This is a genomic window from Pseudomonas sp. Wu6, from assembly GCF_019891515.1.
GTDB classification, from domain to species: domain Bacteria; phylum Pseudomonadota; class Gammaproteobacteria; order Pseudomonadales; family Pseudomonadaceae; genus Aquipseudomonas; species Aquipseudomonas orientalis_A.
Map to the genome: position 1 here is coordinate 49,042 of NZ_JAFLXH010000007.1, position 23,192 is coordinate 72,233.

Sequence of the window (23,192 nt, forward strand, 5' to 3'; positions counted from 1 at the left end):
TCAGCCATTTCGCGGCTGAGTACCGTGCACTGTTCGCCAAGGGTCGGCTATTCCTGCAGCGACCGGTATCGCGTTTGCCTTGGGCGTACTGTCGCTGCTCGGTAAACGTGTGCCCATTTCGTTGAGAATCTTTCTGTCCGCGCTGGCGATTCTTGATGACCTTGGTTCTGTACTGATCATCGCCCTGTTTTACACCAGCGGCTTGTCGGTCAGCATGTTGCTGGCCTCACTGAGCGTTATTGTGTTCCTGGTGATGCCCACGTGGGTCGCTTTCGCCGTTGTACCCATCTTCGGTTTTGCCAATGCGGATGTCTCTCTTGCCGGTATCTCGCCCAATAACCTGATCGACCCGGTACCTCTGGGAGTAACGCTTGGGCTATTGCTAGGCAAGCAAATTGGCGTGTTTGGTTTGGCTGCGCTGGCTATTCGCGCAGGGCTGGCCAAGCTGCCTGAGAAATGTGATTGGTCTCAGCTGTACGGTGTAGCGCTGCTGTGCGGAATTGGTTTCACAATGAGCCTGTTCATCGGGGCGCTGGCTTTCCCGGATAACCTGCATTTGGTCGATGAGGTGAAGGTTGGGGTGCTAATGGGCTCCATTCTTTCCGCTGTCCTCGGTGTTGCTGTTCTTTTGAAGGCTAAACTTTGCCGTTCCCAACCGCTCAGGATCGTACCTTTCTCAAAGGCCTGTGAGTTTGTCACGGAAAGTCGGAACTCCACGTTCAGCAGACATGCCGGCGCCGGTAAAAAACACAACCTTTCGAGCGTCAGTCACGGCTTTGATGGCGCGATCCCAGCATGTCCTCTGGAAGCTTTGTCGGCTGCAGAGCAAACGAACGGGGTGTGGTAGCTGCTATCGATTGCGGAGCTGAAGACTGGGCCCATCGGGGACACGTCAGTATCTGACGCTTCTTCAATCCGTCCTGCCAGAAGCACCTGAAACTGAGATGGATAGTGACGCAGGAGGAATTTGGCGTCACGGCGTACCCTTTCTGGCATCGATAAGTCTCGGGAGAGCTCGAGCAGAAACGCCCCCGTTTGGATGACTGCCCGGGTACGTTCAATCGGCATGGTCATGTTTAAGCCCTCTTGGTCATCGTGCTGCCGCAATTAGGTGCTCACGCTTGGCGAGTGCTTCCTATGATGTCTTGACCTACAGTTAGTTGACGTGCCGTATCGGCCACACAGAGAACATGCTACTAGGTTCCTTAGGCTAAGGCCCCCATGCGTGAGTGCTTGGACGAAATCAATCGGCGTTATGCTGCGCAACGGATTCCTGTGCAGAACACGTTAGCCCTGCCCGAAGTGAAGCCACCAAACCCCGACAAATAGCCAACATCGCCCACCATCAGCAGTCCTTGGTTGCGTGTTTGAAAACATCCATTGACTTGGTGAGGGTTCAAAAGATCTATGGTATTTCTTACTGAAACGTTATCCCTAGATGCGTGGATCAGCCGGCGAGCCTTCAACCCGGTTCCAGTTCGCATCCGCCTAACAGGGCCCGGTCCAGAAACCTGTTCTGTTTATCAGATCTGTTCCGAAGCAAGCCCTGAGCATGCTCTTCAAAATCTGCTTTCATTTTCCACTTGAGTGTCTTTACTTTTCGTCTCCCCTTCATTATCCCCCCTTTTTGAGTTTCAAAAGTCATAGTAATACTAGGTGCATCAAGCACTGATGGAGACTATCTCCAACGCAGAAAGCGAGTAACTGTCTTAATTTGCCGAACACACGATGAGCGGCAGGGTTGTTGTGCGTTGGAGAAATTTCCTCGCCCTGGAAGCGCTTTGATGAAATTCGATGCAGGTCGGTGCTTGAATCGCATGCGACCGCCTGGCAAAGTCTGATGCGAACGAGTGCTCTGTGAAACCACATCATATCTCCATGTTTGGTATCCATGCGGTTATTCAGCCAGCGCTGTCTAGTCAGCGCGTTAGCCGAGGAGGTCATTCAGGTCGGAGTCATTGAACCAGCAGTGACTACGACGGTATAGCAAGCTCAACTATCTTGGCTGACCTGTAGCGGCCAGCAGGCCTGAACATGCAAAGTACTAATAGAGCGGTTGATGGAAGCTTATATTTCTCACTGTCTCCCTAAGGGTCCAAAAAGCTGGGTATTGGATGCTGCCGAATAGTTCTCTGATAGCTGAAAGTTCTGTTGTTGAAGGTGCCTGGGGCAATACAACACCCGTGATTTCTTTTTCCGACGAAGATCCAGGTCACCCAGTTTGTAACTGGCTGAAGCAGTTCGGTAAACGACCGCGCTTTGATCAGTAGAGATGCCGTTAAAGACGGTAACGCTCTCTAGCTCCTCTAAAGTCCAGTAGGTGCGACCGCTGATGGACGGAGGGCACATCATGTGCACATGCCTAACCTCTACGTCCGTGACTGCAGATAGGTAGTACTGTAATTCGTAAGCACAGTTGAGTATGGCTGCACGATTGGTCTGCCCCGTGTGCAGGGAGATGATAGTGGCAACAAAGCATAGTCCCTCCATTTCGCCGTGAGTCCAATTCCGTACCTCACGCTGAGCGGGGTCATAAACAAAAATCAATTAGGGCACCCTGACTGGTAGAAGGCATCGGTTTTGGAAAATGCTCTGCTTGCGATGGATAGAAAAAAAGCCCACAGCAGCGCCAAGAAATTTCCCTTGCGGATTTGCGTTGCCGCAACGCAATTCTACCGAAATGAACACTATAGATTGTAGCCCTATAGTGATCAAAAAGGCTTCATCGTTCCTTTTGCGAGGAATGGTCATGGAAGTGAAGCAGGCGTTCGGGATTGCGCTCCGAAATGCCAGGGTTCGTCGGGGCTTAACGCAGGAAGATTTCTACGATATCAGCAGTAGGACCTACATCAGCACGCTAGAGCGCGGGCTGAAAAACGTTACCATTGACAAGGCAGCTGCATTGGCCGAGCGCACTGGCGTTCATCCTCTCACTCTGATAATCGAGACTTTCCTGATCCTCGACCCAACAGTTAATCTAGCCTCCCTGATCAGACAGGTGCAGGAAGAAATGGAAGCGGCTTCTAAGTGAAGGGGGGGGGAGAGGAGAGGAGCCACAGCAGCCCAAGGAGTCGAGAACGCAGCATCGAACTGGCGCTTCAGCAAATTGGGTGAGGCGACCGCTGGCTTACCGCCGTACTTTCCAGGGCGGCGTCGATAACCTGTCTGAGAACGCAGACCTTCAAGGCGCATCAACGAACAGCTCGTAGAATGCTTGTGGTGGTATTGGGGGAAATACGCAACTAGCACGGTTGAAGTTACAAGCGCCAGCTGAGTGCAGCGTGAGTGCCCCACCAGTTAAAAGAAAACTGATGCTCTGGCGACTCCTGAAGTGGCTGGCATTTCTTTCTTCATCTGTTCCGGCACATGGTTGAAGGTCTAGCCTGTAGCGTGCAGGGTAAGGGACCGGCAAACCCACCTTCCGACCCCGGCCAATAAGGGCAATTGTGTCCGCGTAATTTTATGCGGACACAACTACCCTTAATGTCAGGATCGCCATGCGCCAACGTAATTCCTACACAAAATCCTTCAAGGCCCAAGTCGTCCATGAATGCCTGCAACCTGGCGTTTCCGTGGCAGCCATCGCGATGAGTCATGGTATCAACGCTAATGTCGTGCGCCGTTGGCTACCGCTTTACCGCGATCAGCCGGTCGCCACCTTGCCAGCGTTCATTCCTTTGAAAGTCGAATCGAAACCAGTAGCTCAAGCGTCGGCGATCATTGAATTACCGATTGGCCAGCAAACGCTTACGGTGAAGTGGCCAATTTCCGATCCCGAAGGATGCGCCCGACTCATTCGAGGGCTCACCCAATGATCCGCATCGATGCCATCTGGCTCTCCACCGAACCCATGGACATGCGTGCTGGCACCGACACTGCGTTGGCCAGGGTGATAGCGGTGTTCGGTGCGGCGAAGCCGCACTGTGCTTATCTATTCGCCAACCGCCGCGCCACTCGCATGAAAGTCCTGGTGCATGATGGGTTTGGCATCTGGCTGGCTGCCCGCCGATTGAATCAAGGAAAGTTTCACTGACCAGGAATTCGTCAAGGCTCTGAACTTGAGTTGGATACCGAGCAACTTCAGGCTTTAGTGTTGGGCTTGCCTTGGCAGCGCGCTGGGGCTGGCGGTGTGATCACACTGCTTTAACGGCTGCCATTAGCCTATCGGTGTATCGCTGCGAACGGCCTGCTCTGGCACAATCTGCAGCATGAATTCTTCTCCCAATCTCGACCAAATGACTCCTGACGCAACTGCGTGCCTTAGCTGCGCAGTTGCTCTTGCAAGTCGATGCAATGGGTAAGACGGTCGAAACCATTGGCAAGAAGACCAACCGCGATCAGACGGTGATCGAGAAGCTGACCTTCGAGATCGCGCAGCTCAAGCGCTTGAAATTTGCCAAGCGTAGCGAGCAGATGAACCCTGAGCAGGCCAGCTTGCTCGATGACCTGATCGATACCGATATCGCCACGATTGAAGCTGAGCTTCAAGCCTTGCAAACAGCGCCTGCGCCGACCGAGAAAAAGCAAAATCCCCAGCGCACCGCGTTGCCGGCAGAATTTCCACGCACGTTGATCCATCACGAACCGGACAACACTCACTGCCCATGCGGCTGCGCGCTCAAACGCATCGGTGCAGATGCTCATGCCGGGAACAAAGAAAACCCATCGCTCCTATGTTTGGGCCTACGCCACCAGCCAATTCTCGGATCTGTCAGCGGTGGTTTACGATTTCAGCCCCAGCCGCGCCGGTGAGCACGCTCGCAACTTCCTGAAAGACTGGAAGGGCAAACTGGTCTGCGATGATTTTGGCGGTTACAAAGCCAGTTTCGAACTCGGCGTGACCGAGATCGGGTGCATGGCCCATGCGCGGCGCAAATTCTTCGAGCTGCATGCTACGAATAAAAGCACGCTTGCTGAGCAAGCCTTGCGCTATATCCAGTTGCTGTACGAAATCGAGAGCGAAGTCCGCGACCTGGAACCGGATTTACGGCGCCGAATACGGCAAGAAAAAGCCGTCCCGGTAATGGACATGCTACATGCCTGGACGAGCGCTCAGCGCGAGCTTGTACCCGAAGGTTCAGGCATCAGCAGAGCACTCGATTACAGCCTGAAACGCTGGGCAGCGCTGTCGCGCTACCTCGATGACGGGGTCGTGCCCATAGACAATAATTGGGCTGAGAACCAAATCAGGCCATGGGCTCTTGGGCGCAAGAACTGGTTCTTTGCAGGGTCGCTACGCAGCGGAAAACGGGCGGCGGCGATCATGAGCTTGATCCAGTCTGCGCGGCTGAATGGTCATGATCCGTATGCTTATCTGAAGGATGTGCTTACGCGCCTGCCGACGCAGCGGGCGAGTGAAATCGATCAGTTGCTGCCGCATAGGTGGCAGCCGGTTTCATCACGCAAGGTGTGATGCCCAGGCGCTTACGTGGCTTGTGCACTTGCTAACAAACTGGCGCGTATCGCTCGGGCAATAGCCGCTCACCATACGCAATATGAAACAGGGCCAGACGCCTTGAACGCCTGACCCTGCGGTTGTTGCAGTAGAACGATTCACCTTCAGGTTTTGCGATAGCTGAACAACAGATGATGTGAACGGCGCACCGGCCTGACGAAAATCCTGACATAAAAATCAGCTTCAGAAGCCGACGGGTTTTTAAAGATCGTCAGGCGCGACTCTCATCGTGGCGCTGGGGCCTGCCCCAAACAGACGCCGGATAGATTTAAGCAAGCCAACCACGTCACCCAGTATTGCAAAAATGGGGGTGACCATAGATTTTATTGCCTGAGTTTCACTGCAGCCAGGGCAGCCTTTGGAAGCACTAGCTGTTAGGGGAGCGAAGCTGGGCTCCAGCGATTGGGTAGCGGTTGTCTCATATGATTGTGGCAAGCCACCTAAGGGCGACCTACCAGCGGCCAGATGTCAGCTATCGTTTGAACTCGACTGAGTTTTAGGGGCATCAACACTCGGCTGTTTTTTTGCGATTTCTGACTTCGTCTCTGCGGACTTTTGAGCGGCCAGATAGGCCTGCTGCTGTTCCAAATTTCGTTGTATCAAACGGTCAGCACCGCCTTCAGCGAGCGCGCTAGTGGCACTGATACTGAGCAGTAAAATAATGGCAAGCTTGCGAAGGTTCATTTTGCATCTCTCTGATAATGGTCATGGAAGATACTGTTGCCACGCTTCCGTTTGCCATTCTCAGAGTTCGGGATTAACCAGCGATTAATGGGTCCAGTGCTTTCGAATCCATAGCGTGAAAACTTGTGCTACCAGTTAGGCGCCTTTCCGAGACTTGACACCTCCCGCTGCTTTTTCGTTTCCGACCCACCACACCCATTGCTCCGAGCTGGGAGTGCTGTGTGAGCCGATTCAATTCCAAAAAACATGCCCCACGGAATCGAGCGCATGGAGTATCTACAGCGCCTGCTCGACAAGATCGACAGGTTCGAATTTTTGATTGCGGGCCTCATTGGGGCCGTAGTTGCGAGCTGGTGGCACAAGGACGACTTGCCCGACTGGCGCGCCTGGATGGTGTTCTTGGTTACGGGTGCTGCCTGCTCGCTGTACCTGACGAGCATGGTCAGCGCCTACCTGAATGTCACCGAGCCCAAGATCGTCGCCGGGATTGGTTTCCTCCTTGGCATGTTCGGAGGCTCGCTACTGGCAGCAATCAACCGAGCCATCAAAGCCGCTGACCTCTGGGTGCTTTACTTTGAGCAACGTCGCCTGCAGCGTCATGCAGGCTTCTTCACCCTGCTGATTTTCGGCGTCGGTGCGGTGGTGGCGGGGCAGTATTCCGGCTGGAACCTGGGCCTGTCCCAAGGCTTCGGCGGCATGTTTCTGGCCTTGCTGATCATTGCCGTATGTACCTGTTTCGTTACTCGGCGGTGAAGCATCGAGTAATCTCCTATGAGCCCGGGAGCGCTACATCACGTTTGTTCTGCAAACGGCGGGTCAGCATTGCAAGCGTCACGGCCAACGCACCGCATGAGCAGATAACCAGCGCCATTGGCAACGCCGTACCATCGTGAAGCACACCCACCAGCGCGGCCGCTGCTGCCGCCACACTGAACTGCAGGCAACCGAGCAATGCCGACGCGCTGCCCGCACGCGCCCATTGCCCGTTCATGGCGCAGGCTGAGGCATTGGGGTGATGGAGCCCAGGCAGGCAATGCAGACAAACAAGGGCACCAGCAGGGGGCAGAGCTGTTCGGTGCGCAGACCGGCAATCACCAACAATGCCAGTGCAGCAGCGAGGTACATCCAGATAACCCGCGACAGCAGGAACGCAGGCCCCTTTTTGCCCACCAACCGGGCATTGAGCTGCGAGACCAGAATGAAACCCGCCGCATTGGTACCGAACAGCCAGCCATAGTGCTCAGGCGGCACTCCGTAGAGCTTGATGAACACGAACGGCGAACCGGCGATGTAAGAAAACATCCCAGCCATGGCGATCCCGCCAGTGAGCGCGTGGCCTAGAAAAATACGATCGCCCAACAAGCGGCGGTACTGCGTCAGTGCGCCTGATAAAGGCTGGCGAGGATGAGTGGCGGGCATGCTTTCCGGCAGGCCCAGCGCCACGGCTATTGAAGCCAGCGCACTGAACGCCGTCAGGCTGATGAAGATCGACTGCCACCCATAGAGGTTGACCAGCAAGCCGCCGAGCATGGGCGCCAGAATCGGCGCCAAGCCCATCACCAGCATTAATTGCGAGAATACTTTGGCCGACTGAACGGCATCGCACCTGTCGCTGACAATGGCTCGGGCAATCACCATCCCCGCACAGCCGCCCAGCGCCTGAACGAAGCGCGCGCCGATCAGCCATTCCAGATTCGGCGCGAAGGCACACGCCTGCGATGCGAGGGTGAACAGCGAAGCCCCGAACAGCAGCGGGACACGTCGGCCGAAGCGATCCGCCACCGGCCCGTAAGCCAGTTGACCGATGGACAAGCCCAGAAAATATGACGCCAGGGTCAACTGGACATGCTTCTCGTCAGTGCCAAACGCGAGGGCAATGGCAGGGAAGCCAGGCAGATAAAAGTCGACGGCCAAGGGGCCGAAGGCGCTCAAGGCACCGAGAATAATGATTGCGCGCAGGTTCATCAGACATCCAGACGATATTCAGAGCAGAGGGGGTACCCAACCCCGCAAAGCCCAGACATGGTATGCACTTAAGTTTAAGTGGACACCAGTTCTAGCCTTTTAAGCGGGTATTTCATGCAGCCAACACGCTATTCCGACTCCAACTCCTTCAAAGCCCAGGTCATTCAGGAGTGTGCCCAATCCAGCGAAATGGAGCTGGATACCGATCAACTCCCGGCACTGGTAGATGACTTGGCCGGACGCATACCGTGCAAGATCGGGTTGGATGGTACAGCGGTTCTTACACCCATCAACTTGATCTAGAAATTGCCTCTTTGCTAATCAGTGTCTGCGCTCGCACATATTGTCCTGGCGTAACACCCATTATCCGACGGAACATGGCAATGAAAGCACTAATATTTTCGTAGCCAAGCTCAATCGCCGTTGTCGTCACTGACATCCCCTCGACTAATAGTTGAATAGCGCGCAACGTGCGTGCACGTTGTCGCCATTCAGAAAAACTAAAACCGGTTTCAGCGACCAGACGCCGGGCAAGTGTTCTAGGTGCCATACCTGACCAAGCAGCCCAATCCTCAAGTGATCTATTGTCATCAAGCTGAGCAAGTATCGCATCGGTGATACGCCTCAAGCGCGGGTCATTGGGGTGCGTCAGACCGATGGGTTCAGCGGGTGAGGTAGCAATTTCATCCAAGATGACTGCTGCAACCCGCGACTCCATTTCGTTGCGGGGTGGTTGTCCCCACGACGCAGCGCGGCTTACCGCTTCGCGCAGCAAACTGCTGACCCTAAATGTGCATGGCATTTGATGCAGGATCCCGCACTCTTGCTCCGCGATATAGACCATCGCTCCTGCAAAAGCGCCATGCGACATCATCGCGTGTGCGACACGGGGAGGTATCCAAATGGCATGGCTAGCCGGCACTACCCATGAGCCGCCGTCAGTGCTCACGGAAAGCAGCCCGGCAAGGCTTGCGATTAGTTGGCCTGTCGTATGAGTGTGGGCCGCCGTTTCGCGGATCGCCCGGTCGCGTTGCTCTATCGCCAGCAGTGGCATAAGCGCGCGGTTCATGGCTGGTTTACGTTATCCAATGTCATATCCGAGGTAGCCATATCCTGAATGCCTAATGGAGAATAAGACCGGTCAGAGGAATACTCAATGTCTAAAAATCGCAAATGTTGCCTCTCTTGGATTGGCCTGATTATGCGTACCTCTCACAGATTTATTTTCTGTGTTTTGGCCGTAACAGCTGGATGTGCAAGCTCAACTCCCTATTTGGCCCGTGAACCTTTAAAGGATCATTTGATGAATTCTAACCACATGGTGCATGCCGTCGATCATATTGGCTTCGCAGTCAGTTCATTGGAAGAAGCCATTCGCTTCTGGACAATTGGACTTGGGTTCATTCTTGAGCGTCAGTCGGAAATGGGCGGATCATTCATTTTGCAAGTAACCGGCACCGCCGATCCGAGCGTGCGAACGGCGATAGTCAAAGGCCCGGATGGCAGTCGAGTAGAGTTGCTGGAATATTCGCAGGGTGACCACCACGGTATCACTACACCTACGGCATCAGCGATTGGTTCAGCGCATTTGGCATTGAGGGTGCAAGACATATACGCCGTACTCGAACGCATTGAGCAAGCAGGCTGGAAAGCAAGAGGCAAGCCTCAAGCGATTCCCGCAGGCCCACGCAAGGGAACTCTAGTTGTATATGTGACTGGGCCAGATCATATCACTCTGGAACTGATGCAGGCTAATGAGTAGCTTCCTGCCGAAGACTGTTAAACTTATTTCCCTAAAGCAATTACTTAAAGCGCTCTCCGTCGCGCATGACGTCTCATGGCAAACATAAAGATCATCAGATTCAAGTATACAGCTGGCGTAATCATACACTTCGCCGGCCACATAAAATTTGGATTTCCTTTCTGGCACTCCACTGCGCAGATCGAAAAGCTAAAGCCCTGTTAGTGCGCTAGAGCGCAGGTCACTAACGCGTAAAGGCGCAAATCTTAAATTACCGCCATATAGGATCTATCAATGACTGCTTTTGGCGGCGGACATTCTGATCTGCGACCCAAGTCTTCCAGGCACAGGGAGGAGCGCCAGCTCTCGAATTTCCGCCAATCCTCAAAGGAGGAAATTGGGATTAGGAGTAGGGCGCTAGTCAGTCTTTATGGAAATACGAATTGGACCGCCCTGCGAAAAAAGCACATTTTTTTTCTATGACAACGCGCGTGATGAGTACGAGAATTTGAACCCCCTGAACCCCCTGAAACCGCTGTGCCAGAACGCCCCGGGTCGCATAGCCATTGTCCCGTCGGGAATCGAACGGTCTTCTTGGAAAATAGCACTCATTTCAGATTCCTTTACGCAGAATCGAACTGAATATTTCGGAGCCTAATTTTTTTTGAGTTTCGTAAATACCGTACTCTCGAAGGCTGCCACTTATGCTAGCAATTCGTATAGAGTCCAAACATGATGACTTTAGAGGAATTATTTCTTGATTATCCGCTCCTTCAATTTCCAGCTGGTGAACCGTTACTAGTATAATCTCATACACGAGGTTTCTGATTTGACGTTGCGTCAAACCAGGACGACCATGTGAAGTCACCAGCAACGGCTCATCCTCATCGTCGGGAGCCTCCCTAGGCAGACCACGACTTGACCTATACCTTTGAAGATATGGAATGAATATGTTTGGGGCAGTCACTGCTTCGACGCCCCGTAGACCTTCAACCAAATACTGAAAACCGCAGGTAGTATGTTTTAAGAGGTTAAATGAAGGAGTTCTTCTTACGTCTTTCGCAATCCACCGGATCGGCACTAAAAGATACCTCATCAAGGCCACAATGAATAAGGCTCGCTCATGGCGACCGCAGTCTAGATTTGCACCAACTCTTAAGATTTGATCCACATGCCAAATCGTCAGTCCGCGGTCAATTGACCTAGCTTCGGCACTAAAAGTTTGAAGGGGGAGCCATTCTACATTTTGTGCCGGATTAAACTGGCAAATTCCTTTGCGGATTAGGTGATCATAGAAAGACGTGCAACAGGAGACTATGAGCTTAAACATGTTCATTGTACGCATCCCGGTTTCATTGGCGGGCTTTGAAAATGGGCGCCAGGCCGGGTTAGCAATGTAGCCGATTCCATCAACCCAATCGAATCGTCGACGTGCGACGTCGCCTACCCATTCGGAAGGGGGGCATGAGTTGAACTCTAAGAATTCTCGAAACTCTTCCTTTTCGATCGCTTCTACAGACTTTCCTTTTACGATCCATGACCAGAGTAATAGGCGTTCTGTAATACTCCTCGAAGATCCAAAACCTGAAAGATTTTCTCCATCACTATGTGCGCCGACACGAGAAGCAATGAATTCTCGCGCTATATTCGCGAACTTGAAAGCATTCAGGTTTGAATCGAATTTAGCTAAGTATCTCTCTACTCCTGGATGCTCCCCGTAATAGGCAAGCTCACTTAAAGAAATACTGGTAATGCCTGAAAAGAGTGGGTTAGGCAAGCTCATGATGGCTGTCTCTCGACAAATGATTTAATGAGGGTAGGAGATCATCATGAAATTTGACATTATTTTTTTTAAAAAAACACTTCGTCAGCAAACCCTTGATCTGGTTCGTCATTATCAAAAATTCGATTTCGAGCATTTTTTTTAAAATCATCAGCACTAAATATCTCATTGTTTCTCAAGTGCTTTTTACCTAATCAGGCTCAAGTATTTGAGCTATAAAAGTTTCAATCCCTTGATTTTTATGTCTTTAAGGGGCCGCTCAAAAGAGAAGAATATTGTTATTTGGGCTTCAGGTAACGAGCGAAAGACAGATATTTCGCCTCAATGACTTATCGTAACGATGCCAAGCTGACAGGTTGTGGGGCTAAGCTGTTGATTTCACGGTACGATTTTTAAACTCACGAATTATCATTTTATGATTACAGCCACAAGGATCGTGGCTCATGAACATATCTGACTTGGTACGTTATTTAACATAATATACATTATGCGTACCCGCATATACCGCCCACGGGTATCTCCACAGCTGCTTTTCACCAGGCCGAATTTCTCTGAGTCGAGAAATTCGCCGTCGTGCACGCAACTGCTCGTGATTAACGCTTGTCCGGATAATCCACGATGGTTTCGTGCTGCAGCACTTTCCCGTTCACTTCCAGCGTTATCGTTTTGCGGATGCGCGTTCCACTGAATTGGCCTGAGCGCGGCACCGGCTTTTCACGTCGCAGTAATCCGTCGGTAATGAGTGGGATGTCGGGAGGCTCTGGGCATGCATTGGTCTGTTTGGCCTTTTCACAGGCACTCGACCAACTTTTCAGTGACTCAGCAAGCGTATTCGCGGCTTTAAGCTGTTGGTTGTGCTTGAAATCGATAAACGCATACCAGACGTACGTACCTGGTGCTACAGAAAAAACCACCATAAACACACCGCAAAGCACATGCTTGCGCGCGATATTAAGGGCCCCGAATTTTTTCTCCGAGTTGATTCCCCAATAAATAAGCCCTGTCACGATCGCCCAAACTACGAACGCGGCCAGATACTTCAGCCAAAAAGCATTGAGCTCAGCATTGCCCCCCGTAAAATAGACCCACTTATCCTTGATACTTGTAACTATCGCTTCCACGCTCACTACGGCCTCTCACATCCCAAGGTTTGGGCATAACTCAACTAAATGACTATTTAGTTGAGTTATCATATGGCAACTATTCTTACCCCGCGAAAAAACGCTTCAATAACCACTCGCCGCCGTCATCGCCCCGCCCACAATCGCAATCCCTGAACTGCTGCCCAAGCGTGTGGCCCCGGCCTCAATCATCTTCAACGCAGTCGGATAATCGCGCACGCCACCAGAGGCCTTCACCCCAACCCCGGCACCCACAGTTCTACGCATCAGTGCCACGTCTTCGACCGTAGCTCCGCTTCGACTGAACCCGGTGGACGTCTTGACGAAGGCCACACCCAGGTCACGGCAGATCTCGCAGGCTTGAACTTTCTGCTCATCGTCCAGCAAGCAGGTTTCCAGGATGACCTTCAACGGCACGGCGCGGCAAGCCTGGTGGACCAGCGCGATGTCTTCGCGCACGGCGTCCAGCAGCCCTTCCTTCAACCAGCCGATATTGAGCACCATGTCGATCTCCCCTGCCCCGGCGGCAATCGCTCGTTGGGCTTCGAAAGCCTTGGTATCGCTCAATCCGGCGCCCAGTGGAAAGCCGACCACGGCGCAAATCACCACCCTGTCGTCGGTCAGGCACGAAGCGGCGTAAGGCACCTGCGCGGAATTGAGGCACACGGAATAAAAGCCATGCTCGCGGGCTTCCTCGCACAAGGTGCGGATCTGTGCCTGGGAGGCGTCGGGCGCCAGTAACGTGTGATCGATGTACTTGGCCAATGCGGCGGGTGGGAGACTGTTCATTTAATGGGCCCTTGCCTGTATGTTGCCAATGATTGTGAGGCGCTTGTCCCAGCGTCTACATAATTTAGTTACAATACTAACAATTAATGATACTTATTTAACACCAACAATCAAGCCCTGGAAGACTCGTGGACAGTAGAAAAGCCGAGCGATTGAAGCTTATCCAACAAGCCCTGCAGGACCAGAACGCCATTCACCTGAAGGAAATGGCCGCACTGTTGGACGTTTCCGAGATGACCTTGCGCCGCGACCTCAACCATTTCAGCGATCACCTGCGACTGCTGGGTGGCTATATCACCCGGGTCGGCAATGAGAGTGGCGATTACCGAGTAGCCGAGCAGGACACGCGTCACGTCGAGGAAAAACGCCGCATCGGCAAACTCGCCGCTTCTTTGGTTCAGGCCGGCGATACGGTATTTTTCGACTGTGGTACCACCTCGCCTTTTGTCGTTGATTTCATCCCCGATGCGCTGGAGTTCACTGCGGTGTGCAGCTCATTGAACGTGCTGCTCAAACTGCAGAACAAACCCAATTGCCACATCGTGTTGTGCGGCGGCACCTTTCACCGCAAGAACCAGGTCTTTGAAAGCAGCGCCGAAAGCAGCATCCTCGATAGCGTGCGCCTGACGTGGGCCTTTGTGACCGCGGCCGGCGTCAGCCAGGCGTTTGGCGTAACGTGCTTCAACTTCAATGAAGTCGAGGTCAAGCAAAAGGTCATGCGCCAGGCTCAGCAACGCGTATTGCTCGCCGATTTCAGTAAGTTCGACACAGTGCGCACTGCGCACTTCGCCGCTCTTGAGGATTTTCAGTACGTGGTCAGCGACAAGAAAATCCCCCGCAGCTACAAGGACGTCATTCAGGCCAATGGCGCGCAATTGCTGGTTTAATCCAGCAACCGTTGCCGTTCCTGCGCACTTAAATACCCGGTACTGACACTGAATGAAGCGCAGGCTCCGGCCGCCAGCGCACGCACATGGCCTTTGGCTTTCTCGGCGTTATAGCCCTCGGGTTCGCAGGTAGACGGCAACACGAACGCCGCCACTTGCTGATCTGGCGTGTACAGGATCCAGCGTGCGGCGTGCGCAAATTGCTCGGGACGGTAGCGGGTGTAGAACGCCGCACCGCTGGGATGATCCAGCAGAAAATGCGCCTGGCCCGTGGGGTCTGTGCCGACCCCGTCGAAGAAAAATACGATCTCGGGGTCGTACAATGCCGGTTGCTCCAGGCAGGCCAATTGCGCAGGCTGCTCGGCCAGCCGCGCCATATAGGCACTCCATGCCGGCGTCGGCTTGACATGGTCCGGCACGCTGGTGCGCAGACGCTTGCGCTGTATGCCCAATGGCTCGACAAAGCGGGCGCCGTCCACGTACGCGTAGTTCATGTGGGCCATGTACATCAGGTCCATGGGCTTGCCGGCCAGGTTCGTCACCTGCATGTTGATATCGAACACGGCCGAATCGGCGCGCAGCGTCACGCTGGGACTCGCTCGGTAGCGATCGCCGAATCCCTTGGCATATTCATACGAGCCGCCCAGGCGTACAACGCCCTCGTCCACCTCCAACCAGGCCGTATCCATGCGCGCGCAGGGCATTTCGCCGTGCAAGGCATGCGTGTCATCCGGCGCGGGGCAGCCGTTGCGCAGCAGCCCACTGTGAAACATGAAGCAGCCGTAAGTATCGATTATCGTCGGACTGGGCCGAGGTTGCTCGAACAGGTTGCTCATGGTCAAGTCGCAACCGTCGAACACGGCTGACCAGATCATCTGCCCTTGAAAAGGCAGTATCACCAGTCGCCCACGGCTATTCTCCAGGCTCACCGCCAGCACGCCGGACGGGTAGACCCAGGCACTGACCTTGAAGGCCGACGATTGCAGGAGGATCTTCTCCTGCTCGGCAAACACCGCAGGGTACAGCGCAATATGTGTATTCATGAGGCTACCGCCCTGGTCGCGCCCACCGGTAAGGTGCCGGATTGGCGCATGCACTTGAGCGCATACATCACGATCACAATGAAACACAGCAACGGCACGCTGTAAGCCAGCTGCATGTTGCCGCCGCTGGCGTCGGACAACAGGCCCTGGAAGATCGGGATCACCCCGCCGCCGACGATGCTCATCACCAGCAATGAACCGCCGACGCCGGTGTCTTCACCCAGGCCATCGATGGTCAGGCCGTAGATGGTCGGCCAGCAAGGGCCGAGGAAGATACTCACGCCAACCGCTGCATACACCGCCGAAATGTTCGGCACCAGAATGGTGTAGGCCAGCAGCACGATGCACAGCACCCCGTAGATCGCGAGTACCTTGGCGGGATGCAGGCGACGCATCAAAAGGTTGGCAATCAACTTTCCGACAAAATAGGCGGCAAACGTAGTCAGCAGAAACCATGATGCGCTGCGTTCATTCATACCGCCCATTTGCATGGCCAGGCGAATGGTGAAGCTCCATACGCCGACCTGTGCGCCCACATAAAGAAACTGCGCCAATACGCCAAAGGTAAAGCGCGGGTTACGCCACAGCCGCCCCAGGCTTTGACCCAGGCTGCCGGGCTTGCTGCCGGCGGGCTTGTTGCCCTTGCACGCAGGGAACCGCGTAATGGCGATCAGGATAAAGATCAGCACCAGCACCGCAATCATCCATTTGTAGGGCAACAGCGTGGACTGGATCATTTGCAACTGCTGCACCGCTGCCTCGGAGGCGCTCATCCGAGCCAGCTGTTCAGTGGTGGCGTCGGTGTCCTTGAACATCACGAAACTGCCCACATACACCCCGGCCATGGCACCGAAGGGGTGAAAGGTCTGCGAAATATTCAAGCGCCGGGTCCCGGTTTCTCGGGGCCCCATCAGTGTCGAGTAGGTATTGCAGGCGGTTTCAAGGAACGACAGGCCGGCGGCGATCACAAACAGCGCCAGGAGGAACATGCCGTACTTGGCCGTGGAGGCGGCCGGGAAAAACAACAGGCAACCCAACATGTATAGCAGCAGCCCGATCAGAATCGTGCTCTTGTAGCTGAAACGACGCACCACCATCGCGGCCGGAATAGCCACAAAAAAGTAGCCCAGGTAAAACGCCGACTGCACAAAGGCCGTCTGGAAATCACTCAGCAAAAATGCTTTCTTGAAGTGGGCGATCAGCACGTCGTTCATGCTCGCGGCCGCAGCCCATAGGGCAAAGATGCTGCACAGCAGGATAAAAGCGAACCAGGGCGTGCGGTTCAGGTAGAAACCGTCGGGTGTCTGTTGCAGCGCAGGTGTGTTCATTATTGTTCTCCGGGCTGGGCTGGGCTGAGGGTGTCAGCGCTGTTGTTGCTCAAAGCGATTGAACGTTTCACTGTCGGGATAGGAACTCTGCGTACCCAGCCCCATGACCGAGCAGGCGGAATACGCCACCGCCCGCTCCATGGCCTGGCGAATATGGCGGTCGCGGTTCCAGTGGTGAATGAAACAACCGATAAAGGCATCCCCGGCACCGGTGGTGTCACGGGCTTCAACCCGTACCCCCGGCACCTGGAACTCGCCCTCCTCCCCCACGTACAGCGCACCGTGCTCGCCGAGTGTCACGATCACGTGGCGGATGCCGCTGGTCACCAGGCTACGGGCGGCGGTCTGGGCCGATTGCGGCGAGTCCACAACGTGGCCGCTGATCAACGCCAGCTCCGATTCGTTGGGGATCAGGAAGTCAAGGTGCGCCAGGTGCTCACGACTCAAACCGGCCAGGGCCGGTGCAGGGTTGAGGAGCACCGCGATACCGTGTCGGTGAGCGAATTCGATGGCGTGGTAGACCGTGTCAAGATTGATCTCCAGCTGCAGCACGATCAGCGTGCATTCGCGAAGGTCGGCGGCAGCCGCCTCGATGTCCGCCGGCAGCAAATGCGCATTGGCTCCCTTGACGATCAAAATGCTGTTGTGAGAGTCGGCCCGAACAAAAATCGGTGCGACGCCGCTGGAAACGCCAGGCACGCGCTGCACATAACGGGTGTCGATACCAAAGCGCTGGAAGTTGGCCACTGTGTTGTCGGCAAACATATCGTCGCCGACCTTGCTCAGCATCAGGACATCAGCCCCAAGCTTGGCGGCAGCCACCGCCTGGTTGGCCCCTTTGCCGCCGCAACCCATGGCAAAGCCAGGCGCTTCAAGGGTTTCGCCCTGAACCGGCATGCGGTCGATATAGGTAATCAAATCCACCATGTTGCTGCCGATGACTGCGATCTTGCTCATTGCTATTCCACCTTGTTACGGCTGGACCAGGCAGGCCATGCCGCTCTTGTTTTGTTATTTAAATAACATAAGGTGTGAATATTCAATCTTTTTTTGCGCGAACGATTCAAGTCATCGTACGAACAGGCGCTGACAAGGGTCGGGCATCAAGCGCCGAGACGCGACCTTGAGCCGTCGCTGAATGATAATTTCACGCAAAAAAAAACCGGCCCACCAGGAGCCGGCCACGAAAACGCCTGCGTTACAGTCTGAACCGATCCACGGACTGCGACAGTTTGCTGGCCAAGCCAGCCAACTCATCAGTGGTCGAGGCGGTATCGCCAATAACGCGACTATTGCTTTGCGACATGCCCGCAATCATCTCCACCTGATGGGCAATCTCGTTACTGGCCAAACTCTGTTCACTGATGGTGCGGGAAATATCATTCACCAGCTCCGTGGTATTGAGCGTGGCCTGGAGGATCTCGCGAATGGCGCGTTCCACGTCGGCCGTGACGGCCATGCCCTTGTCGACTTGAGCAACGCCCTCCTCCATGCTGGTCACCGCTTCACGGGTGTTCTGCTGGATACGCCCGACCATGCTGGCAATTTCCTGGGTCGAGGCGCTGGTGCGCCCTGCCAGACTGCGCACTTCGTCGGCCACCACGGCGAAGCCGCGGCCCTGCTCACCGGCGCGGGCGGCTTCGATGGCGGCGTTCAGGGCCAGCAGGTTGGTTTGGTCGGCGATGCCCTTGATCACCTGGATAATGCTGAAGATTGCTTCGGATTCTTTGTCCAGGGTGCGGATCACCTGGGCCGATTGCTGGGCCGAGCGTGCGATGCCGTCCATGTCGCTGACCACTTGATGAATGATCCGGCCGCCGTCCTTGGCCAGGGTTTCAGCCTGGTTGGCCATGTCCAGCGCCTGCCCGGCATGACGGGTGATTTCTTCGATGCTGGCGGTCATTTCACTCGCGGCGGCGGCCATGGTGCTGGCGGCCTCGCTTTGCTGCTGGCTGCTGTCCGCCACTTCATGGCAGCCCTGGCTCAGGCGTTCGCTGACGCCATTGACGTCATGGGCATTGCTGCGCACCACGTCGATCATGCCGCGCAAATCGCGCTGCATGGTGGCGAGGCTGCGAATCAGCGTACTGGCTTCGTCCTGGTTGCGCGGTTCGACAATCGGTTCGCTCAAGTTGCCGCGGGCGATGCTGTCGGCAATGCGGCTGGCGGTGCGCAGCGGTCCCATGATGCTCATGATCACCCAGCGTCCCTGGGCCAGCAGCAGCAAAAGGCTGGCGCCGAGGACCACGCCCAGGATCCAGTTGGCGTTGCTGATCGCCTGCCGGGTGCCGGTGCTGGTTTGCTGGGTATTGGTCTCGATCAGTTCACTCAGCGCGGCCATTTGGTCCTCCAACTGCCTGAACGCAGCATTGAAGGTCTCAAGCTCCCCACGCGCCGCCTCGGGGTTGGCCAGGGCCAGCGCGACGATGCGCTCACCGGCGCTGACGTAGGTCTCCAGGCTGGGTTTGGTTTTTTCCAGGCTGGCCTTGATGGTGGCGTCCAGCGGCAGCTGGAAATTATCCGCCAGCATCTGCCGGAAGTGCTCGGCATGCTCCTTGAGCGAGGCACTGACGTCGGCCGGCGTGCTGGTGCTTTTGCCCAGCCCCACCAGCATGGCGGACAACACATCGGCACGCAGCGCGTCGTGCATCATGTCGGCCTCCATATGGTTGCGCAGCACCGTCATGCTGACCTCATTGTCCTGCACGGCGGCGCCCATTCGGGAATTTCCCAGGTAGCCGGCCAGGCTCATGATCAAGGCGGTCAGCAGCCCGGTCGCAATCAACAGCATCAAGCGTAGTTTGATCGTCATCTGGTATCCCCATACCTGGACCGCCGGTTGGGAAACCAACCGTTCGAGCGTCGTTAGTACCGTTATCGGCACGAGCCTCGGTTAGTGAAGCCCAAGGTTGCGGATCGGTGCCAATCCCTTAAGCTGGGCGTCTTTTTGCCCGGACTTGCCCATGCCTAGAAGCATCGCCCACCTCGCCCTGCTGTTGGGCTTGATCACCGCCGTTGGCCCGTTTGCCATCGACAGTTACCTGCCGGCGCTGCCAACCCTTGGCGCGAGTCTCAACGCGTCGCCGGCCGCCGTGCAGATGAGCCTGACCGTGTTCTTCATGGTAATCGGGGTGTGCCAGCTGTTCTACGGCCCGATCAGCGATGTCTTTGGGCGCAAATTGCCGATCTATGCGGGGCTGGTGATCTTTACCGTGGGCAGTATCGGCTGTGCCTTGGCTCCCAGCATCGAAGTGCTGATCGGCTTTCGCGCGGTGCAGGCCTTTGGCGCATGCGCGGGGATGGTGATTCCACGGGCGATTGTCCGCGACCTGTACACAGGCCACGAAGCGGCGCGCTTGATGGCCTTGTTGATGCTGGTGATGAGCGTTTCGCCGATCCTTGCGCCATTGGCCGGCAGCCTGGTGATTTCGCTGTGGAGTTGGCGCGAAGTATTTGCCGCGTTGGCGGTGGTGGCGCTGCTGTGCCTGGTGATGACGATCGTGCAACTGCCGGAAACCCATCCGGCGGAGCGGCGTCTGGGCAAGACCCTGGGCAGTGCATTCGGCAGCTACGGCGCCCTCCTCCGCGATCCGGTGTTCACCGGGTTGTCGGTAGTCAGCGGCTTTGGCCTGGCCACGTTCTTCGTGTTCATCGGCAGCGCGCCCTTCGTGTACATCGAATACTTCGGCCTGACGCCGACGCAATTCAGCCTGTGCTTTGCAGTGAATGCGGCGTCATTTTTCGCCATGAGCCAGCTGACGGCACGCCTGAGCGCGCGTTTTGGCCTGCCGCCGCTGATTCGCTGGTCGGTGATTGCCGTGGCAGCCGTGATGGCGCTGTTGGCGGCCACGACACTGTGGGGCAATCACCTGGTCTTGATGATGACGCTGCTGTTTATCGGCTTCGGCTTTCTCGGCCTGTTATTACCGGCCGCCGGCGTGTTGTCGCTGGAAGACCATGGCGCGGTGGCAGGTTCGGCATCGGCCCTGCTGGGCGCGATTCAGATGGTCACCGCCGCTGTCTCCATGACGCTGGTGGGGCTGTTTGCCGACCATACGCCCGCGCCGATGCTGGTGGGCATCGCGCTGTGCGCGACCGCCGCCATGCTTACCGTTCTGTGGACGCTGCGCCGCTTGCCGCCGCACCTGGCGAGCGTCTGATCGCCGCGTCACGCCTACAAATCAAACCGGTCCACCGCCCGCCGCCGCTCGTTGTCGTCACGTACGTCATAGCTGGCGGTGGTCTGGATATTGGTGTGATGGGCCAGCTTTTGCGCAATCGACAGGTCATGTTCCTCGATCACCCGCGTGATGAATGAGCGACGGAAGTCATGGGGCATGATCTTGACGCCCACTTGGTCCCCACGCTGGCGGGCGATGTAGTAAATCGCGTGCTTGGTGATACGTTCCCGGGTGATATGACTGCCGCGTCGAATGCGGTTGAACAGGAACGTGTCGTCCTCTTCGCCTTCCTTGAGTTGCCCGCGACGGAAGTCCAGCCAGGCCTGCAGCTTGGCGAATGCCCAATCCGGCGCGTATTTGACCAGTTCTTTGTTGCCCTTGCCGATCACGCGCAAGCTGCGCTGCTCAAAGTCGATCTGCGCCAGGTCAAGGTTGACCGACTCCGATTTGCGCATGCCGGAGCCGTACAGGAGGCCGATGACGGCGGCGTCGCGCAGGCCCTGGGGGCGTGGGTCGGCGGCGCAGACTTCCATCATCTCGCGGATCAACGTGCGGCGCAGGTTGCGTCCCTGCCCCAGCCGTGTACCGGACGCGGCCTTGACCGAACGCATCTTCAACAGATGTTCCTGGCTGATCAGGCTCATCCGCCACGCTTCATTCATCACCCCGCGCACGGCATTCACATACAGGGACGAGGTGTTCGGCGCATAGCCGTCCTCACGCAACGCGGCGACCAAGGCAATCACCTGTTCGGGCTGCAGCAGGTGCCAGTCGATGTCGTCCAGGTTGACCTCGTCAAGGCCGAGACGGTCGGCGGCGTCCTGCAGCACGTAACGCATGGTCAGTTGGCTGGAGGGCGCTAGGCGGGTGAGGTAGAGGGTCAGCGGGTTGCGGATGGACTCAGTCAAGGTAGATCAGCCTTTGGATTAAATATCACGAGCAATCCATTGATTCATCGTGATATTTATTGATTGGCGAAGGCCGAGTCTAGCGCAGTATCGGCCCCGCCATCAAATCAGGGCGCCACCTCTTCTTCTTCGGCGGATGGCTGAGGTTGAGCCTGGGATTGGCTCCAATCGGCGTCCTGTTTCTGCATCAGGGCAAACCAGTGGCGACGCATGAAGGTCAGGTAACTGTCCGGCGCCTTGGCGAAATCCTTCTCGTCGGCGTAGCAGCCTGGCAGCGGCAGCTCGGTGCCCTGCTCCTTGTACTGGCTGACCAGCGCCTGCTGGGCGGTCACGCTGCAATCGGTCGGCAACGGCATGCCGCGCAAGGCACCGGCGTCCTCGTCCCACCAGGCTGCGCCGTAGCGGTCAACGCCGCGCAGGCGATACTTCTCCGACTTGCCGACATGCATGATCAACTTGAATTCATTCGGGCTGACGTCGCTGGTACAGGTGCGCGAATAGCCAACGGTCGCCTGGGTATTGCCGTCACCCAGCAGGTCGGTGACCTGGGTAGCGCCCCTGTCAAAGTGCAGCCTGGCGTCGAACTGGCACTGGCGTACGTCGTCATAGAGCATCCACACGCGCTTGGGATGCTCGCCCGCCAGCAGGTATTGGGCCGCGTAGACAAAGGCCGACTGGGTGCCATCGTCGTCCCGCTCGCCGACCTGTTCGGCCAGCACCAGCAGGTTTTTGCCCTGGCGGTCGTCCCAGGTATAGGCGGCGACTTGCTTGCCACGCACTTCGACACCCTCGGGTACCTGATCAATGTTCGCCAGGGCCACGCCTTCATCGGCCCGCACGGCCGTGACACAGGCGACGCATACCCACAATCCCATCAACACCGGCCGCAACTGGCCGCGTAAAAGCTGCACGCTATTCATCCGAGTACCCTGGCAAGAGATGGCTTACTTTACCGGCACTTGAAGGGCAATGCAGAGAAGATTGTTGAATAGATACACAGCGCCCATTACGGGTGCTGCCCACGTGAACCAAATACTCGGCGGGCTGTTCCTATCTGCCTGAAAATTACAAGGTTTAACACCTTGGCCACATAGCTGAACCCTAGCTGTCTACCTGTCAAATAAACGAGTTTTTCATCCGCCTTTCATATTCGTTGAACATTTTTGCGCTTAACCTTGTATGCAACACTTCAGAGCAATCCGGGGTTAATCGACTAAGCTGTTGATTACGCTTTATCTTTATCGCCGCTTTGTCATCTGCGGGCTGTAGTTTCGCCCAATAAACGCTGCTGTTTTTCGCGCTCCAAG

Annotated in this window: 18 protein-coding genes and 5 pseudogenes; 9 read left to right on the forward strand and 14 right to left on the reverse strand. The window is 55.8% G+C overall.

Annotated elements, in window-relative coordinates; all coding sequences use genetic code 11:
* Window positions 1-40 precede the first annotated feature (40 nt).
* Window positions 41-628: pseudogene (locus J1G34_RS06715) on the forward strand (Na+/H+ antiporter NhaA); the annotation flags it as partial.
* A gap of 140 nt (window positions 629-768) precedes the next feature.
* Here the strand turns inward: J1G34_RS06715 and J1G34_RS27450 are convergent.
* On the reverse strand, window positions 769-1,074 hold the full coding sequence (locus tag J1G34_RS27450) for a BPSL0761 family protein (protein ID WP_081602887.1): 306 nt from the start codon (window positions 1,072-1,074) through the stop codon (window positions 769-771).
* A 1,675-nt stretch (window positions 1,075-2,749) separates the two neighbouring features.
* Here J1G34_RS27450 and J1G34_RS06720 point away from each other — a divergent pair.
* The 4 genes and pseudogenes from J1G34_RS06720 to tnpC all read left to right on the forward strand — a co-directional run bounded on the left by J1G34_RS06720 (window position 2,750) and on the right by tnpC (window position 5,413).
* Window positions 2,750-3,031 carry a helix-turn-helix domain-containing protein gene (locus J1G34_RS06720; protein WP_042944669.1) on the forward strand — a complete coding sequence of 94 codons (282 nt, stop codon included), beginning with the start codon at window positions 2,750-2,752 and terminating at the stop codon, window positions 3,029-3,031.
* A gap of 466 nt (window positions 3,032-3,497) precedes the next feature.
* Window positions 3,498-3,815, forward strand: a complete 318-nt coding sequence (gene tnpA, locus J1G34_RS06725) for an IS66-like element accessory protein TnpA (protein WP_083203303.1) — start codon at window positions 3,498-3,500, stop codon at window positions 3,813-3,815.
* Window positions 3,812-4,033, forward strand: coding sequence for an IS66 family insertion sequence element accessory protein TnpB (gene tnpB / locus J1G34_RS06730; RefSeq protein ID WP_083203302.1), 222 nt, complete (start codon window positions 3,812-3,814; stop codon window positions 4,031-4,033). The genes tnpA and tnpB overlap by 4 nt, the downstream gene beginning before the upstream one ends.
* 175 nt (window positions 4,034-4,208) lie before the next feature.
* A pseudogene (gene tnpC, locus J1G34_RS06735) lies at window positions 4,209-5,413 on the forward strand (IS66 family transposase).
* A 510-nt stretch (window positions 5,414-5,923) separates the two neighbouring features.
* Here tnpC and J1G34_RS06740 read toward each other — a convergent pair.
* Window positions 5,924-6,139, reverse strand: coding sequence for a hypothetical protein (locus J1G34_RS06740; protein ID WP_222993619.1), 216 nt, complete (start codon window positions 6,137-6,139; stop codon window positions 5,924-5,926).
* Window positions 6,140-6,406: 267 nt separating this feature from the next.
* On the opposite strand from J1G34_RS06740, the pseudogene J1G34_RS06745 reads away from it, so the two are divergent.
* A pseudogene (locus J1G34_RS06745) lies at window positions 6,407-6,709 on the forward strand (MFS transporter); the annotation flags it as partial.
* Window positions 6,710-6,908: 199 nt separating this feature from the next.
* On the opposite strand, the pseudogene J1G34_RS06755 reads toward J1G34_RS06745, so the two are convergent.
* A pseudogene (locus tag J1G34_RS06755) lies at window positions 6,909-8,104 on the reverse strand (multidrug effflux MFS transporter).
* 289 nt (window positions 8,105-8,393) lie between these two features.
* Complete coding sequence (locus J1G34_RS06760) at window positions 8,394-9,173, reverse strand: AraC family transcriptional regulator (RefSeq protein WP_240997057.1); 780 nt, start codon at window positions 9,171-9,173, stop codon at window positions 8,394-8,396.
* An 87-nt stretch (window positions 9,174-9,260) separates the two neighbouring features.
* Between J1G34_RS06760 and J1G34_RS06765 the strand changes: the two genes are divergently transcribed.
* Complete coding sequence (locus J1G34_RS06765) at window positions 9,261-9,866, forward strand: VOC family protein (RefSeq protein ID WP_240997056.1); 606 nt, start codon at window positions 9,261-9,263, stop codon at window positions 9,864-9,866.
* 592 nt (window positions 9,867-10,458) lie between these two features.
* On the opposite strand, the gene J1G34_RS06770 is transcribed toward J1G34_RS06765, so the two are convergent.
* From J1G34_RS06770 to deoC, 3 genes are all read right to left on the reverse strand, one after another.
* The gene (locus J1G34_RS06770; protein ID WP_163001652.1) at window positions 10,459-11,628 is read right to left on the reverse strand and encodes a hypothetical protein; all 1,170 of its coding nucleotides are present in this window, start codon (window positions 11,626-11,628) and stop codon (window positions 10,459-10,461) included.
* A gap of 593 nt (window positions 11,629-12,221) precedes the next feature.
* A complete protein-coding gene (locus J1G34_RS06775; protein ID WP_222993621.1) occupies window positions 12,222-12,755 on the reverse strand; it encodes a hypothetical protein in 534 nt (177 codons plus the stop codon).
* Window positions 12,756-12,854: 99 nt separating this feature from the next.
* Complete coding sequence (gene deoC, locus J1G34_RS06780) at window positions 12,855-13,538, reverse strand: deoxyribose-phosphate aldolase (RefSeq protein ID WP_130138449.1); 684 nt, start codon at window positions 13,536-13,538, stop codon at window positions 12,855-12,857.
* A 128-nt stretch (window positions 13,539-13,666) separates the two neighbouring features.
* Here deoC and deoR point away from each other — a divergent pair, with 128 nt between their 5' ends.
* Complete coding sequence (deoR, locus tag J1G34_RS06785; RefSeq protein WP_065892742.1) at window positions 13,667-14,425, forward strand: DNA-binding transcriptional repressor DeoR; 759 nt, start codon at window positions 13,667-13,669, stop codon at window positions 14,423-14,425.
* Here the strand turns inward: deoR and J1G34_RS06790 are convergent.
* The 5 genes and pseudogenes from J1G34_RS06790 to J1G34_RS27610 all read right to left on the reverse strand — a co-directional run.
* Window positions 14,422-15,468: an aldose 1-epimerase family protein gene (locus tag J1G34_RS06790; RefSeq protein WP_122561851.1), complete on the reverse strand. Its 1,047-nt coding sequence runs from the start codon at window positions 15,466-15,468 to the stop codon at window positions 14,422-14,424. The genes deoR and J1G34_RS06790 overlap by 4 nt on opposite strands.
* Window positions 15,465-16,796 carry an L-fucose:H+ symporter permease gene (gene fucP / locus J1G34_RS06795; RefSeq protein WP_065884316.1) on the reverse strand — a complete coding sequence of 444 codons (1,332 nt, stop codon included), beginning with the start codon at window positions 16,794-16,796 and terminating at the stop codon, window positions 15,465-15,467. The genes J1G34_RS06790 and fucP overlap by 4 nt, the downstream gene beginning before the upstream one ends.
* Before the next feature lie 33 nt (window positions 16,797-16,829).
* Window positions 16,830-17,753: a ribokinase gene (rbsK, locus tag J1G34_RS06800; protein WP_065892744.1), complete on the reverse strand. Its 924-nt coding sequence runs from the start codon at window positions 17,751-17,753 to the stop codon at window positions 16,830-16,832.
* Between the two features lie 241 nt (window positions 17,754-17,994).
* Window positions 17,995-18,858: a methyl-accepting chemotaxis protein gene (locus tag J1G34_RS27605; RefSeq protein WP_459077112.1), complete on the reverse strand. Its 864-nt coding sequence runs from the start codon at window positions 18,856-18,858 to the stop codon at window positions 17,995-17,997.
* Window positions 18,853-19,608: pseudogene (locus tag J1G34_RS27610) on the reverse strand (MCP four helix bundle domain-containing protein); the annotation flags it as partial. The pseudogene J1G34_RS27610 and the gene J1G34_RS27605, both read right to left, overlap by 6 nt.
* A gap of 151 nt (window positions 19,609-19,759) precedes the next feature.
* On the opposite strand from J1G34_RS27610, the gene J1G34_RS06810 reads away from it, so the two are divergent.
* Window positions 19,760-20,956 (forward strand): multidrug effflux MFS transporter, encoded by a 1,197-nt coding sequence (locus J1G34_RS06810; RefSeq protein ID WP_222993625.1) that lies wholly within the window; start codon window positions 19,760-19,762, stop codon window positions 20,954-20,956.
* A 14-nt stretch (window positions 20,957-20,970) separates the two neighbouring features.
* Here J1G34_RS06810 and J1G34_RS06815 read toward each other — a convergent pair whose 3' ends face one another.
* Both J1G34_RS06815 and J1G34_RS06820 read right to left on the reverse strand, forming a co-directional pair.
* A complete protein-coding gene (locus J1G34_RS06815; protein WP_222993627.1) occupies window positions 20,971-21,885 on the reverse strand; it encodes a site-specific integrase in 915 nt (304 codons plus the stop codon).
* 107 nt (window positions 21,886-21,992) lie between these two features.
* A complete protein-coding gene (locus J1G34_RS06820; RefSeq protein WP_222993629.1) occupies window positions 21,993-22,805 on the reverse strand; it encodes a M949_RS01915 family surface polysaccharide biosynthesis protein in 813 nt (270 codons plus the stop codon).
* Window positions 22,806-23,192: the final 387 nt, after the last annotated feature.

Bases quoted from the DNA above. Each gene is read 5' to 3' on its own strand.
- rbsK (WP_065892744.1), bottom strand. From the start codon at position 17,753: ATGAGCAAGATCGCAGTCATCGGCAGCAACATGGTGGATTTGATTACC.
- deoC (WP_130138449.1), bottom strand. From the start codon at position 13,538: ATGAACAGTCTCCCACCCGCCGCATTGGCCAAGTACATCGATCACACG.
- J1G34_RS06810 (WP_222993625.1), top strand. From the start codon at position 19,760: ATGCCTAGAAGCATCGCCCACCTCGCCCTGCTGTTGGGCTTGATCACC.
- J1G34_RS06720 (WP_042944669.1), top strand. From the start codon at position 2,750: ATGGAAGTGAAGCAGGCGTTCGGGATTGCGCTCCGAAATGCCAGGGTT.
- J1G34_RS06770 (WP_163001652.1), bottom strand. From the start codon at position 11,628: ATGAGCTTGCCTAACCCACTCTTTTCAGGCATTACCAGTATTTCTTTA.
- J1G34_RS27450 (WP_081602887.1), bottom strand. From the start codon at position 1,074: ATGACCATGCCGATTGAACGTACCCGGGCAGTCATCCAAACGGGGGCG.
- J1G34_RS06820 (WP_222993629.1), bottom strand. From the start codon at position 22,805: ATGAATAGCGTGCAGCTTTTACGCGGCCAGTTGCGGCCGGTGTTGATG.
- J1G34_RS06765 (WP_240997056.1), top strand. From the start codon at position 9,261: ATGTCTAAAAATCGCAAATGTTGCCTCTCTTGGATTGGCCTGATTATG.
- J1G34_RS06740 (WP_222993619.1), bottom strand. From the start codon at position 6,139: ATGAACCTTCGCAAGCTTGCCATTATTTTACTGCTCAGTATCAGTGCC.
- fucP (WP_065884316.1), bottom strand. From the start codon at position 16,796: ATGAACACACCTGCGCTGCAACAGACACCCGACGGTTTCTACCTGAAC.
- J1G34_RS06760 (WP_240997057.1), bottom strand. From the start codon at position 9,173: ATGAACCGCGCGCTTATGCCACTGCTGGCGATAGAGCAACGCGACCGG.
- J1G34_RS27605 (WP_459077112.1), bottom strand. From the start codon at position 18,858: ATGCAGCGCGATTTGCGCGGCATGATCGACGTGGTGCGCAGCAATGCC.
- tnpA (WP_083203303.1), top strand. From the start codon at position 3,498: ATGCGCCAACGTAATTCCTACACAAAATCCTTCAAGGCCCAAGTCGTC.
- tnpB (WP_083203302.1), top strand. From the start codon at position 3,812: ATGATCCGCATCGATGCCATCTGGCTCTCCACCGAACCCATGGACATG.
- J1G34_RS06790 (WP_122561851.1), bottom strand. From the start codon at position 15,468: ATGAATACACATATTGCGCTGTACCCTGCGGTGTTTGCCGAGCAGGAG.